The following is a 14,271-nucleotide window of genomic DNA, read 5'->3' as shown; positions in this document are numbered from 1 at the left end:
ATGTTTAAAAGTAAAAGTAAACCGGTAACGACTGATAACATCCAAGAGGAACTAACTGCTTTAAAACAAAGTCATGCCATAAAAGACGAGCAAGACCAAAGTCGTCTACTGGAGTTGAGAGATGAGTTAGCAGCTGCTGTAGTTCAACACGAGAAAGTGAATGGTCAACATAGTGTGCTAGGTGATGCGGTGGGTAAAATTGAAGACCGTTTCGATAACATTGATCAACTTAGTGAACGAACTACTCAAAAGTCAGAAGAATTGTATGACAAAGGTCGTTCTTTGGAAAACCAATCACACATGATGGTTACTGAAGCAACTGAGGGGACGCATGAAGTAAATGCAACTGCAGAAGTCATTAAAAATCTCGGTGTGCAAATTCAGGCATCGGAGCAGAATATGGCTAATTTGAGTGCACGCTCAGATGAAATACAGTCAATTGTAGGTGTGATTGATGGTATTGCGACCCAAACCAATCTACTTGCATTAAACGCATCAATTGAAGCAGCACGGGCTGGAGAATCTGGAAAAGGATTCGCTGTAGTTGCGCAAGAAGTTCGTAAATTAGCGGAAAGTACAGCGAAAAGTACAGCGAGCATACAAGCATTGACCTCGTCATTACGTGACGAAATAAAGCAAGCATTGGATTCAACGCGAACTAGTGCTGAACTTGTAGATAAAGGCGTGCAGGTTAGCCTAGCTACAGCTAATAAAATCGAGAGCATTTTGAATACAATTGAAAAGAGTCAAGGAGATATTGGTTCCATCCAAACGATGATAGAAGAGCAAAAAGAATTATCTGCAGAAGTGAAAAGCGAATTAATAGACGCGAAGAGCCTCTTTTCACAAGCACATGGTCTAATTATTGAACACATTGAAGATGCTAAGGAAGTTGATCAAAGACTTGAGAATGGTATTCGTCAATTGACAGTAAAATACTAACTCGCGAAATGAGGCATGCTCCTAACAGGATTATGCCTTTTTTCTATGGAAGTTGTATGGTTGAAAAAAGGGTCTCAGATTCGTTAGGAGTACTCATACGATTTAAAATCAGATGATGAAACATTGATAGGATATGACCTTTACAGATTAGAGGCTGTACCTTTTTTATTTATTATTTTCGCACTACTTTGGTAACGGATTAATCAGATGGAAACAGGGGTAGAAGACTTGGATACGAACTAAAAAGGAGAAATGCCAGATGAAAAAAGTCTTTGTTTTAGGTGGAACTGGTTTGTTAGGAATGGCGACAATAGAAGAGTTACTCCGAAAGAATTATGAAGTTTCCACGATTGCACGCAATAAAGAAGTGATGGAGGATGTGTTACCACAAGAAGTAGAGGAACGCCTTGTTGGAGATATTAATGAAATGAAGGATGAACAAGTACTTGATTTATTAACCGGGACGTACGCATTTATCTATGCAGCAGGATTGGACGAGCGGACACTTCCTGAAGCTCCTGCGATGAAATTTTATTATGAAAAGAATGTGTTGCCGACCCAACGACTAGCAAGATTAGCGCGTTTGGCAGGTGTGAAGAAGTTTGTGATTTTCGGATCATACCATACGGAGACTGCAAAGATGTGGCCAGATTTGAAGTTGCAGGAACAACCGTATGTGAAAACAAGAATATTGCAGGAAGAAGTTGCATTCATGGAAGGTGAAGGAGCGATGGAAGTCATGTCGCTACGATTGCCGTACATATTCGGGACGATGCCACATCGCACGCCTTTATGGATAAGCTTTTTCCCGCGTGTACAAGGTCAGGATGTTGTGAAAGTTCCAGCTGGCGGAACTGCAATGGTGACCACGCAACAAGTGGCGGAAGCGGCGGTCGGTGCCCTGGAACATGGAGAGCATCGAGGGACGTATGCGATATCTGGCATCAACATGAAGTACGATGAGTTCTACCAGATGATTTCAGAAAGTCTTGGACAAACGGACACAATCATAGAGAAGGCTTCACTGGATATGTTGAGGCCGTCAGCCAAGAAGATGGATCAAACAGTTGCAGCAGAAGGAAAAGAGCATGCCATCCATATGGAAAAACAGATTGACATGCAAAATCGGAATGCATTCCTAGTTCCGGAAGCGACGATGTCGGTTTTAAAGTATCAGAAAGACGATGTGAGGGCTGAAATCAGAAAGACATTGGCAGTGTGCGCTGAAGAGATGCGTTCATAAGTCCTGAAGAAACGTGTTTCCGCATCGTGTTACGGGTAAAAATTTGGCGCAATGCTTGAAATCTGGGAGAGGTCTGATAGAATCGGTGGTATTACAAGCAAGGGTAAGGAGGGCGACCATGAATATTGCGGTAGCAGTGGATGGTTCAGAGAGTGCAATACGTGCAACGCAACATGCATTGATGCTCGTCGAGTATTTGCCAGAGACGCAGTTAGAAATCATTTTCGTAACTGATTTCAATAAGGTGGAAGACGAACGGTTACTAACGCAAAGTCCGAAAAGCTTAGCAGCTTACCAGAAAAAGAACATTTTACCTATCCTTAACTTAGCTAGGGATGCAGGTGTAGAGCCAACTATAACCTTGCTTAAAGGGCAAACAGGTCCGACTATTATCAAGTATGTTAATGCAAACGAGGTCGACCATATAGTTATTGGAAGCCGTGGATTGAATGCGTTTAAAGGTCTAGTGTTCGGTAGTGTCAGTGAGAAGGTTATAAAGCGTATGCGGTGCCCTGTTACAATTGTGAAATAAAAAAATCTTGGTCAACTCTAAAAGACTCGTAATGTTGCTAACATGCAACAAATGCGGGTCTTTTGTTTACTAATAAATCTAGATGAATTCTTGTCATTCGTTTTTGTTTGATAAAATAGAAGAATAACGATTATATACACGTCTTAAACGGGAGGGATTGTCGTGAAACAAACGAACGAAACGCAGAACGGATCAGCCATCGTTATCGGAGCTTCACTATCAGGACTCATGACAGCAATCGCATTGGCACGTGAAGGAATTCACGTGAAGGTGCTAGAGAAAGTAGGTTCAGACCATCGCTCAGGATCTGGGTTACAAGTGGATGCGGCAGGATTTCATGCAACTGGAACAGAACAGTTATTACGAAACTTGGCATCAGGCGGAAGACGTTCCATTCAATTATGGTCTTCGATTGAATCTCGGTTAAGAAAAGAAGTAGACGGGGATTCGAAAATTGAAATCCGCTATAACACGCGCGTTGAATTGATTCAACAGAATGAAACTTCTGCATGGGTTGAGACGATGGGAGGAGACGTCATTCAAGCGGACATTATAATAGGGGCAGACGGACATCACAGTTTGGTCCGTCGTCATGTATCACCAAATAATCCCGAAGCTAAATTTGCGGGCTACATGGTGTGGATTGCCTCCACAAACGAGGACGTTCTACCCGAGTACATGCGTCCTAGAAACAAACATCCTGAAGTGACAATGTTGGATAGTTTGAATGGCTTTTTGTTTGGGTCAATCATTAATTCTTTGGATACGACCGACAATCGTCGCATTGGCTGTACATGGTATGACAATTCGCGGAATGACCTTTTGCGTTCTCTTGGATGTGTGGAAGGGAATGTTGTGAATCATTCATTGAAAGGACCAGACATACCTGGAGAAACTCTATCAGAACTCGCGGCGGTAGTATCGTCGAGGTGGGAAGACCCTTGGAAATCCGCGATGTTGCATGCTCTTCAGACACGTTCTATTACGGGTACGCCAATAAAAGAATATCTTCCAGATGTGCTGGTTAAAGGGCGAGTTGCACTAATCGGTGATGCAGCACATGTGCCTGCGCCAATTACCGCGAGTGGATTTAATACATCATTACAAGATGCAGTAGAGTTAGGGAAGTGTGTCGCGAATGGAGTCCACGGTAACGCTGCAATAACAGCATTGAAGAAGTACGAATCAGAGAGATTGAATTGTGTACGTGACATGGTGCAATCCGGAAAATCGTACAGTCGTTCATTCGGACTTTCAAGTGACTAACACGCTACATACATTGAATGTAAAAACCCTGTGGCAACCGATAACGGGTTGTCACAGGGTTTTCCTTTAGATTGAAGCTTCGTAAATCGACTCTACTGCTTTTTTAAGCTCGGAGTTGAATTCATCGTCTGTCTGATTCGCATTTAATTCTTGACTAAGTGCACGAGAGAAACTCGCAATCAGCCCATCATTTGCTTTCAATTTCTCATTCGCGACATCTGTCGAGTATCCGCCAGAAAGTGCAACAACCCGAACTACACGTGGATGTTCAATAAGTTCTTTATATAAGTTCATCTCTGTTGGAATCGTTACTTTCAACATCACATTTTCGTCGTCTTTTAACTGATCCAAATGATTAAGAATTTCTGTTTTCAACAGCGATTCACATTCTTTTTTATTAGCACTATTAATATCGACTTCAGGTTCAATAATCGGAACCAAACCTGCAGCGATAATTTGTTTACCGACTTCGAATTGCTGATCGACGACCGCTTTGACGCCTGCTTCGTTTGGTTCTTTAATAACAGAACGCATTTTTGTTCCGAAAATATGACGCTCATTGGCACGTTTCAACGTTTCGTCCAAATCAGTGATTGGTTTCATGAGCTGAACACCATTTTCTTCGTCTGCAAGTCCTTTGTCAATCTTAAGGAATGGTGCAATGCCTTTCTTTTCAGCTAAATAATCAGCTGTGTACATACCTTCGATTTCACGATCCATCGTCTGTTCAAACAAAATGGCTCCTAGAATATGATCGGCATCAAATGCAGGAGATGTAATGATACGAGTCCGCATGTCATGCACGAGCGTAAACATTTCGTCTTCGTTCGTGTAGGCGTCTTCGTTGACGCCATAGGCTGCAAGAGCTTTTGGCGTACTACCGCCACTTTGGTCGAGCGCTGCTATGAAACCTTTGCCGTTTTTCACCTTGTCCAATTGTTTTTCATTCATTCCACTCACTCCTCGTTAAATAGTGTGTAACTTCCTGAAAAAATCATGAAGATGAGGACTGATAAAAGCTTGTCCTAATATCTTTACTCTACCATGAATATAGGGAATCTAGCTATTACACGGGTCGTGAAGTCATTTATCGTTGATCATGAAAAAAACTATGCTAGTCACAAGCGTGGATAATCGAACAAACATGCTTGTTTTGCATAGGTTTTGATAGGTTACAAACTACGTGCTGCCATAAGCTCGTGTTCTGCAAGGGTTGAGATTTCTATCCCCTTCATCGGTGTGCCAATCCCTTTAGAGAGCCTTGCAATTAGCTCGTAGTTTTGATAGTCCTGAGTTGCTTGCACAATCGCTCGAGCAAACGCTTCAGGATTGTCCGATTTAAAAATACCAGATCCAACAAATACTCCATCCGCGCCAAGTTCCATCATTAAAGCAGCATCGGCTGGAGTTGCTACACCGCCAGCTGAGTAATTAAGTACCGGCAACCGTCCAGCGTTTTTAATAGCAAGTAAGATTTCATACGGAGCTCCGAGATTGCGTGCTTCTGTCATCAGTTCGTCTGTACTCATATTTACTATTTTGTTTACTTGTGCATTAATCATACGGAGATGACGTACCGCTTCTACTATATTTCCAGTACCTGGTTCGCCTTTTGTTCGAAGCATTTTTGCCCCTTCACCTAACCGTCTCGTTGCCTCCCCTAGATTACGTGCTCCACACACAAAAGGTACTTTAAAATTACTTTTGAGTAGATGAAACTCATCATCTGCAGGAGTCAAAACTTCGCTTTCATCTATGAAGTCCACCCCTAGTGATTCCAATACACGCGCTTCAGAAATATGACCAATCCGTGCTTTTGCCATCACAGGAATGGATACTGCATTCTGAACTTCTTCAACAATTCGTGGGTCCGCCATTCGGGCTACACCACCTGCAGCTCGAATATCTGAAGGAACACGCTCCAATGCCATGACTGCAATTGCTCCCGCTGCTTCTGCAATCTTTGCTTGTTCACCATTAATTACATCCATAATTACGCCACCATATGAAATTCCCATTAAAACTCCCCCTTTTCATTACTTCCAGTATACCTAGGGGTGACAGTTTTGAAATAGCCAGTCATGGAGTAGATGAAGGGGTCAGATTTCAAACACACGATACAAGTCACAAATTGTAATACACGATTACTAGGCGTTATCAAATTTTATCATTTCCATAAAGGAAGAGATCAATCATGTCCTTTAGTAGAAAAAGAGAGCAATTGTAGAGCGGGTAGCTACACCAAAAGTAATCCAAACATTCGCTAGGGGGTTACCAGGTTTATGGAGAACTTCGCACTTGTGGACAACGATTACTAGTGAAATCGGTTTGAATACAAAAGTATATGTATTTTTCTCATCAAATCTGGCAAATCTAAGAATAGTAATTACGTAGGTAGATGCTTCAAAATATCATAACTATCCATTGTTGTATTATATTCGCGTAATATACTAACCGTTCAGTTTTACGTAATGGCATGCGGATAAAAATAAGATCAGGGAGGGTTCACGATGGCAGATAAAGATCCTAAAAATGGCGCGCCTGAACATGCACAAAAGAACCAAGATATGAGTCGCCGAAAGTTCCTGAAAAATTCAGGTTTGGTAGCGGGTGGACTGGTTGGTGGATCCTTATTTGGAAGTCTACTGACGAATAGTTTTGATTCGAAGAAAGAACAAAAGGCTGAGAAAAGTAAGGATGAAGAAATTGATGTACATGAAGCTTTGCAGTTCTTTACTCGACATCAGGACTTTATGGTACTGATGGCTGCAACCGAACAAATCTATCCTGAGGACGAGCACGGACCGGGGGCTATTAAATTAGATGTTCCATACTATATTGACAAACAATTGGCTGGGCGCTGGGGAATCAATGGAAGAGATTATAGACATGGTCCATATACAGCTGTTTTAGATCCGAGCGATAAACCTGCAGGTCCTGCTGGAGAACAATCCGGTTTGGACCGTGGCGACATCTTCCTTCAAGGAATAAGAAAGATGGATGATGAAAGTCAGAAACGATTTAAGACTACATTTGATAAAGCTGAATCAGATCAGCAAATCGAGATTTTGCAGGACTTTGAAAACGATAAAGTGAAAATGACCGGACTCGTCGCATCTGAATTTATGGCTTTACTGATCCAATCTACATTGGAAGGAGCTTACTCCGATCCAGTTTATGGCGGAAACCGCAATATGGAAGGCTGGAAAATGAAGGAGTTTCCTGGCGCGCAAGCTTCTTATGCCGGCTATATCGAACAGGACGAATTTAAGAAACTGGAACCTGTCAGCTTAAGGGACTATCAAGGACACTAAACTGAAAATTGGGAGGAGGAACTACAATGGTGAAAAAATTACCTAAAGTAGATGCAGTAATTGTAGGATCAGGTTGGGCTGGAGGGATTGCTGCAGCTGAACTAACGAAAGCAGGACATAAGGTGGTTATACTCGAGCGGGGCCGCGACAAAAAACATGAAGACTTTGTCGGAACAAAAGATGAGCTACGTTATTCAAAACGATATGATTTGATGCAAGATCTTAATAAGGAGACAATCACTTCTAGGAATTCCATGGACAAGACGGCACTTCCAGTTCGAAATAATTCAAAAGCCAGATTGGGAAATAATACGGGCGGTGCGGGAGTCCACTGGAATGGAATGACATTCCGCTGGCTTCCATACGATTTTGAAATCTACAGTAAAACGGTGGAACGATATGGTAAAGATATAATACCGAAAGAGTCTACCATGCAGGACTGGGGCATTACGTATGATGAGTTAGAACCATACTATGATAAATTTGAAAAAACAGCTGGAATTTCGGGGGAAGAAAATCCACTCGGCCCTCCTCGATCGGATAAATACCCCAATCCTCCTATGAAAGAAACACCAACGATACGCCTGTTTAAGAAAGCGACTACTGATTTGGGCTATCATCCATACCATATGCCTTCAGCAAATCTTTCCCAAGGCTATGAAAACCCGGATGGGGAAAAGTTAAATGGATGTGTGTATTGCGCGTTTTGTGAAGAGTATGGTTGTGATTTTGGAGCGAAAGCCGACCCGATTGGTACCGTTCTAGCAACTGCAAGAAAAACAGGAAACTTGGAACTTAGAAATAATTCGAACGTAACGCAAGTAACTCATGACGGGAAACGTGCGAGGGGATTGGTTTATACCGATACGATGACTGGAGAGGAATTTGAACAGCCAGCCGATATTGTTGTTCTTGCAGGATTTGTATTTACAAATACGAAACTGTTGCTAGTCTCTAAAATAGGAACTCCTTATAATCCGAAAACAGGACAAGGCATCATCGGTAAAAACTTCACAGGGCACTTCAATAATCTATCGACTTACATTGGGGCACGCGGCTTCTTTGAGGATAAGAAATTCAACAACTTCATGGGGACGGGATCGTTAGGTGCAACGATTGACGATTTTAGCGGAGATAACGAAGATCATACTAATCTTAAATTTCTACATGGATATGAGGTCCACTATGGTCAGTTAGGAACACGTCCTATTGCGAATAACCAAGTGCCAGAAGGAACGCCTGCCTGGGGTAAGGAATTTAAAAAACAAACGTTGAAATATGCAAATCGCAATTTGTTCATCACAGCTCAAAGTGGATTCTTGCCGAACAAAGAAACGTACATGGACTTGGATCCAACTTATAAGGATGCATTGGGAAATCCGCTCTTACGTGTGACAGTCACTTATGCGGAACAAGACCGTGAACGTGCAAAAGCAGGTGTTGCACGTTGCGCAGAAATCATGAAAGAAATGGGTGCAGATACGATGAACGTCGATGAGGTGAAGGATGACATAGTATTTGACCATAAATTTTATACTGATCACTTCTTTGGCGGTGCAATTATGGGCGACAGTCCTAAAAACTCTGCGGTCAATACGTATTCTCAAATGTGGGATATGGAAAACCTATTCGTATTGGGAGGTTCCGCTTTCCCCCATAATAGTAACTACAACCCGACTGGAACGATTGGAGCTTTTGCCTATCTTTCAGCTGAAGGTATGAATAAATATCTAGAAACAGGCGGTTTGCTCACACAAGCAGAACTTAAGGAAAATGCTTAAGTAATAGAGACTTACTAACAGAAATAAGATAGTAATACGTTTAGAAATCATACGTTTTTAAAACCTCAAAACACTTTCGAAGTGATACACTTGATGTATCAACAATCGAAAGTGTTTTTCTATGGAGACAATCCTAAAGAAAGAAGATGTATACAATGGAAAAGAATCTACTGTCAAAAACGGTAGTCCTTGTAATTCATGAGATATATGGTGTGAACCAACATATGGAAATGGTTACCCAAGCGTTTACCAATCTTGGCTATGACGTTATTTGTCCTGATTTACTTAACCGAGATATACCTTTTGATTATTCGGAAGAAGCAGATGCCTATAGATACTTTATGGATAATATAGGATTCCATACAGCGTCAGAAAGAGTGGCATCAATCGTGCAGGATTGTAGGGAAAGATACGATAGAATTTTTATCGTTGGATTTAGTATAGGAGCGACAATAGCATGGTTATGCAGTCGTCATGAATGTTTGACGGGTATAGTTGGATACTATGGTTCTAGAATAAGAGAATACTTGGACATAGCTCCAACATGCCCAGCACTTTTATTTTTCCCGGAACGTGAAAAATCATTCCATGTTAACGAACTTATACAACGTTTAAAAGAGCAAAACCATTTCGTTTACCAATTAAGTGCGCAACACGGGTTTAGCGATTCATACTCCGAGAGCTATAATGAGAAGGCTGCGTCTGAAGCATTCTCCAAAACATTACAATTTGTAAAAGAAGCGGAAAGTTTAGGATTGATAATGTAACGGGAAAAGGAGCGAGTTTGATGAATTCTCATGATTTGTTTAGAATCATTAATCAATGCGTAAATGAATTGGATTACATTACAGCGAGAAGATATATGGAAGATAATATGGAGATAATCCAAGAAAATAGACATCATCTTAGACGAAATGCAAAAGAGCTATTTGAATTCGTGGTCAATTCAGATGAAAGACGACTCACTCCGTCAGAAATAAAAGTCATTCAAGCGATCAATGACTACGCAAATCATTTCAACGTCCGGTCTTTCAAATTGGTGGTAAAAGAAAACGCAGTACTGATGAGCAGGGAAGACACGCTTACACACTTGAACTCAGACGCAAGAGCCCTCTTGGAAAGTATGCATATTGTGATACCAAAGGAAGAGTCATAAAAATCGCTGCTTACTCATGACGACTTGACGATTGAACTTACTGAAAGTATGCTACTACTGTGAAGCAAAAGATTCTACTAGCCAACAGGGGGAATTTACGTGTCAGAGACAATTTCTACGTTAATAAAAGAAAGACGCTCGGTGAGGAAATACGATCCTGAAGTTCTAATTGAGAAAGAAGAAATTTTAGAGATGCTCGAACAAGCAACACTGGCGCCTTCAACTAGTAATCTGCAGCCATGGGAGTTCATTGTTTTCCTAGATGCAGAACAACGGAAAGACTTGCGTAAAATTGCGTATAACCAAGAACAAATTGAAACCGCTTCTGCCGTCATCGCGGTACTAGGCGACAAGGAGTTCTACAAAAATATCGATCCAGTCTACGACAGTATGTCTGATGCAGGATTTGTGGATGACGCAAGTAAAGAAGTGCTCGTTGGTAATGCCCATAAAGCATATCCAAATGCCACTGAGGAATCGCGCAAGAATTTGGCTACATTCGACTCAGGCCTAGCTGCAATGCAATTCATGCTAATTGCAAAAGAGCGTGGCTACGCAACTGGACCAATGGGAGGCTTTGACAAAGCGGAGTTCTCAGAACGCTTTAACGTATCGGACCGGTATTTCCCAATCGTCCTCATTACAATTGGTAAAGAAAATGCACCCGCGTATTCAACGACGCGTATTGCAATTGAAGACAAAGTTAAATTCATCTAAGACGATGAAAAAATCCTGGGACTCACGCAAGTAGTGAGTCCCAGGATTTTTTTGAGAGTGAATTAGCTAGCGATTATTTTTTTCGGAATTAGTACAGTTCGCTCTAGTGGAACTCCACCCATCGCAACATTGCGCTTTTGCAAGACATAAGAAAGTCCATTCACTACGAACTGACCATTCCCTTTATACTCCGCAGCTTTACCTTGTTTTTTCAATTCATCCGTAACTGCATTGGCCTGTTCTTGTTGGTTTGTGTACCGGCCATCCAAATCCAATGTAATAGTGCCTTTACGATACCCCATGAGCATATTAAAACCGAACAACACAGCCACGAATGTTCCAATTGTGATAAATAAATAGATCATCAGTGTTCCTCCTATTCTTAAGTTATCGTATGCTTCTCCACTAGTAATTCCAATATATTGTTTAGATGCAAGTTTTATTAAGAAAGAAAAAATTCCTAAAAATCCGATTGATTACCATAAGTATACCAATCAACAAAAATAGATGATACTATTTACACTGAATATTCCATTAAAATTAAATAGGATTAGCAAATATAAAAGAGTACTCCAATGAGGAAATCATCCGTTTCTGTTACAAAACGAGGAGTACAATTGAAATGGATCTTTGCGTCTGAAGGGAGGATTCACATTCATAATTGCTTTTGAAGACAAAAAAGTAACCTGATCCTTAGCGGGTCAGGTTACTTTTCAATTTGCGGTACACATTATTTAAGAGAAGCGATTGCTTCTTTCACAGATGTATCTCCCGCAATGACTTGGAACTCCTTGCCGATTGTTGACGTGTTTTCGAGACATGCTAACAGTACATGCGCAATATCGTCTCGTGGCACTTCTTTCGCTTCAACCTTTTTAGCAGCTTCTATTTTACCTGTAGCTTTATCATTGGTAAGGGCACCTGGGTGAACAATCGTATAATCTAAATCCGTACCGCGTAACCATTCGTCTGCATAGTGCTTCGCTGCGACATACGGTGCGAAGTCGGAAGAAGCTCTTTGGATTTCTTCACGCGTCGTATCGTAAGAACTGATGAGAACAAACCGTTTCACATTGGCTTGCTTTGCAGCTTCAATTGTTTTAACCGCGCCATCCAGGTCAATCAGAATCGTCTTATCTGGACCTGTTTTCGGACCGGAACCTGCTGCGAATACAATCGCATCCATGCCTTCAGCGGCCTCTGCAATTTTCTTCGTATCGTCTTCGAGATCTACCAGTACCGTTTCAGCACCTAAATCTTCAAAATAAGAAGCTTGTTCTTGTTTCCGTATCATTGCTTTAGCTTCTAAAGAATCGCTCTTTTGAATTAACGAAACAAGCGTTTTACCGATTTGACCGTTCGCTCCAACAACTAGTACTTTCACAATATCCAACCTCTCTGTAACTCTCGTTTTTAAGACTTCTCGAAGTTTATGAAAACGACGAGAAAAATTATATCTATATATCTCTACCCGCAATAATCCAGAGACTAACATTTATAAAAAACCTGCAAGCTAACTAATTCGTTTCCACAAATTCAAATGGTATAGTAGTCACAACGCAATAGACTACAGAAAAGGGGAGATTCTTCATGAAAATTGAAATATGGTCAGATTATGTGTGTCCTTTTTGCTACATTGGAAAGCGGAAGTTGGAAGTAGCGTTGGATGAAATCCGTGGGAAAGATCTCATAGAAGTGGAGTTTAAGAGTTATCAGTTGGATCCAGACACTCCGAAATATAGCGGTCAAAACTTCTATGAGAGTATGGGCGTTAAATTCGGTGGCGCAGATAAGGCGAAACAAATGATGGGCTCTATTGTTCAACAAGCGAAAGAAGTTGGATTGGAGTTTAATTTCGAAACAATGAAACCAACGAATACATTCGATGCACATCGGATGACGAAGTTTGCGAAGGTACACGGGAAAGACGCTGTTCTAGCAGAGAAATTGCTCTATGCGAACTTCACACAATCGAAAGATGTTGGCAATGAAGAAATCCTTGTTGAGCTTGCTGTAGAAGCAGGTTTGTCTAGAGAAGAAGCACTTGCGGTTGTCAGTAATTCTGAAGCTTATGCCGATGAAGTTCGGGCAGATATTGAAGAAGCGAAACAACTAGGGGTTACAGGTGTTCCATTCTTCGTATTTAATCGCAAATATGCAATTTCAGGTGCGCAGCCGCCAGAGGCATTCAGACAAGCTCTCGAGAAAGTGTTGGAAGAAGAACAAAATGTGTCTCCATTTGAGAACTTAGCAACTGATGGCGGCAGTGACACGACGTGTGCTGATGGTAGTTGTGCGGTCCCAACGGATACGAACGCAGAGTAAAATCTTAACGAGGCTGAATATATGAAATGAAGTGAAGTTGCTCAATACCCGTACTATACGTGGTATAGTGAAGCAAGTAATTCTAAAAGTTAGAAGGCGAATAAATGATAGAAGTGAAAACATCAGAAATTAGTGATGGCGAGTTCAATAGAGGCGTTTTTGCCACATGTGATATCGAAAAAGGTCAGTTGTTGCACGCGGCACCTGTTATATCTTATCCGAACGAGCAACACGAGCATATTGAGAAAACGATTCTAGGAGATTATGCGTTTGAATACGGTGTAAACCATTCTGCAATTCTTTTAGGGTACGGCATGTTGTTCAACCATTCTTATGAACCGAATGCGTGGTATGACATTAATTTTGATAACCAAACGTTTGATTTTTTCGCACATAAAGCAATTACTGCAGGTGAAGAAATTTTCATCAACTACAATGGTGAAGTTGATGATCAAGAGCAGTTATGGTTCAACAAAGATTATGCTCCAACAGATGCTGACGATTAAACGATGAACGTATAGACGCGGGAAAGCCATTTACATGTCCAATGTAAATGGCTTTTTTGCGTAAAAGTAGTATCCAATAGATTTCCAAGTAGTGTATGATGTTGATATATGGGTTAACAGAATTTTCCGTACGCTTGTCCTTGAACATGGGCTAAAAATACTTGTGGGGTGTATGAATGGATAAACGAATCCGTAATGGAGCAATCTATGGATTGCTAATTTCTTTGTCACTTGGACTACTGATGGCTAATTATAAAACTCTTACATTTGAAGACGGAGTGGAGATGAAAGAATATCTGCCTGTTTATGAGTATGTGATTTCCGTTCTGCGCTATGGTGCAATCGGAACACTAGTTGGAATGTTCATCGGCTGGAGAATGAGTAAGGCAAAATCGGATGGACCTAAAACCTATTATGGTGAAGTGTTTCTTGGTGTCATATTTCTGACTTTAGGGATTACGACATTGTCGTATTTATGGGGGTAACTAC

The 14,271-nt window shown here is 41.2% G+C and carries 16 protein-coding genes; 12 read left to right on the top strand and 4 right to left on the bottom strand.

Annotated features, from left to right (window positions below; genetic code table 11):
* From ACRPI0_RS13125 to ACRPI0_RS13110, 4 genes are all read left to right on the top strand, one after another.
* Positions 1-942 carry a methyl-accepting chemotaxis protein gene (locus ACRPI0_RS13125; protein ID WP_432353131.1) on the top strand — a complete coding sequence of 314 codons (942 nt, stop codon included), beginning with the start codon at positions 1-3 and terminating at the stop codon, positions 940-942.
* A 259-nt stretch (positions 943-1,201) separates the two neighbouring features.
* Positions 1,202-2,185 (top strand): NAD-dependent epimerase/dehydratase family protein, encoded by a 984-nt coding sequence (locus ACRPI0_RS13120; protein WP_432353130.1) that lies wholly within the window; start codon positions 1,202-1,204, stop codon positions 2,183-2,185.
* Positions 2,186-2,303: 118 nt separating this feature from the next.
* Positions 2,304-2,717 carry a universal stress protein gene (locus tag ACRPI0_RS13115; protein ID WP_432353129.1) on the top strand — a complete coding sequence of 138 codons (414 nt, stop codon included), beginning with the start codon at positions 2,304-2,306 and terminating at the stop codon, positions 2,715-2,717.
* A 162-nt stretch (positions 2,718-2,879) separates the two neighbouring features.
* Positions 2,880-3,983 carry an FAD-dependent oxidoreductase gene (locus ACRPI0_RS13110; protein WP_432353128.1) on the top strand — a complete coding sequence of 368 codons (1,104 nt, stop codon included), beginning with the start codon at positions 2,880-2,882 and terminating at the stop codon, positions 3,981-3,983.
* Between the two features lie 66 nt (positions 3,984-4,049).
* On the opposite strand, the gene ACRPI0_RS13105 is transcribed toward ACRPI0_RS13110, so the two are convergent.
* Both ACRPI0_RS13105 and pdxS read right to left on the bottom strand, forming a co-directional pair.
* Positions 4,050-4,934 (bottom strand): fructose bisphosphate aldolase, encoded by an 885-nt coding sequence (locus ACRPI0_RS13105; protein WP_432353127.1) that lies wholly within the window; start codon positions 4,932-4,934, stop codon positions 4,050-4,052.
* Positions 4,935-5,155: 221 nt separating this feature from the next.
* The gene (gene pdxS / locus ACRPI0_RS13100) at positions 5,156-6,001 is read right to left on the bottom strand and encodes a pyridoxal 5'-phosphate synthase lyase subunit PdxS (RefSeq protein ID WP_432353126.1); all 846 of its coding nucleotides are present in this window, start codon (positions 5,999-6,001) and stop codon (positions 5,156-5,158) included.
* 492 nt (positions 6,002-6,493) lie between these two features.
* Between pdxS and ACRPI0_RS13095 the strand changes: the two genes are divergently transcribed.
* The 5 genes from ACRPI0_RS13095 (at position 6,494) to ACRPI0_RS13075 (ending at position 10,951) form a co-directional block, all read left to right on the top strand.
* Entirely contained in the window at positions 6,494-7,297 is an 804-nt protein-coding gene (locus ACRPI0_RS13095; protein ID WP_432353125.1) for a gluconate 2-dehydrogenase subunit 3 family protein, read from the top strand.
* A gap of 26 nt (positions 7,298-7,323) precedes the next feature.
* Positions 7,324-9,078 (top strand): GMC family oxidoreductase, encoded by a 1,755-nt coding sequence (locus ACRPI0_RS13090; protein WP_432353124.1) that lies wholly within the window; start codon positions 7,324-7,326, stop codon positions 9,076-9,078.
* Between the two features lie 155 nt (positions 9,079-9,233).
* Positions 9,234-9,845, top strand: coding sequence for a dienelactone hydrolase family protein (locus tag ACRPI0_RS13085; RefSeq protein WP_432353123.1), 612 nt, complete (start codon positions 9,234-9,236; stop codon positions 9,843-9,845).
* A 20-nt stretch (positions 9,846-9,865) separates the two neighbouring features.
* Positions 9,866-10,234, top strand: coding sequence for a hypothetical protein (locus ACRPI0_RS13080; protein WP_432353122.1), 369 nt, complete (start codon positions 9,866-9,868; stop codon positions 10,232-10,234).
* Positions 10,235-10,333: 99 nt separating this feature from the next.
* On the top strand, positions 10,334-10,951 hold the full coding sequence (locus tag ACRPI0_RS13075; protein ID WP_432353121.1) for a nitroreductase family protein: 618 nt from the start codon (positions 10,334-10,336) through the stop codon (positions 10,949-10,951).
* A 62-nt stretch (positions 10,952-11,013) separates the two neighbouring features.
* On the opposite strand, the gene ACRPI0_RS13070 is transcribed toward ACRPI0_RS13075, so the two are convergent.
* A complete protein-coding gene (locus ACRPI0_RS13070; RefSeq protein ID WP_432353120.1) occupies positions 11,014-11,316 on the bottom strand; it encodes a hypothetical protein in 303 nt (100 codons plus the stop codon).
* Between the two features lie 365 nt (positions 11,317-11,681).
* Complete coding sequence (locus ACRPI0_RS13065; RefSeq protein WP_432355962.1) at positions 11,682-12,338, bottom strand: SDR family oxidoreductase; 657 nt, start codon at positions 12,336-12,338, stop codon at positions 11,682-11,684.
* Positions 12,339-12,541: 203 nt separating this feature from the next.
* On the opposite strand from ACRPI0_RS13065, the gene ACRPI0_RS13060 reads away from it, so the two are divergent.
* From ACRPI0_RS13060 to ACRPI0_RS13050, 3 genes are all read left to right on the top strand, one after another.
* Entirely contained in the window at positions 12,542-13,276 is a 735-nt protein-coding gene (locus ACRPI0_RS13060) for a DsbA family oxidoreductase (RefSeq protein ID WP_432353119.1), read from the top strand.
* Between the two features lie 104 nt (positions 13,277-13,380).
* The gene (locus ACRPI0_RS13055; protein ID WP_432353118.1) at positions 13,381-13,782 is read left to right on the top strand and encodes an SET domain-containing protein; all 402 of its coding nucleotides are present in this window, start codon (positions 13,381-13,383) and stop codon (positions 13,780-13,782) included.
* Between the two features lie 176 nt (positions 13,783-13,958).
* Positions 13,959-14,267: a hypothetical protein gene (locus ACRPI0_RS13050; RefSeq protein WP_432353117.1), complete on the top strand. Its 309-nt coding sequence runs from the start codon at positions 13,959-13,961 to the stop codon at positions 14,265-14,267.
* Positions 14,268-14,271 lie beyond the last annotated feature (4 nt).

Origin of the sequence: Sporosarcina sp. A2, assembly GCF_050858885.1 — a bacterium.
Taxonomy (GTDB): domain Bacteria; phylum Bacillota; class Bacilli; order Bacillales_A; family Planococcaceae; genus Sporosarcina.
This window is presented reverse-complemented; position numbering and strand designations above follow the sequence as displayed.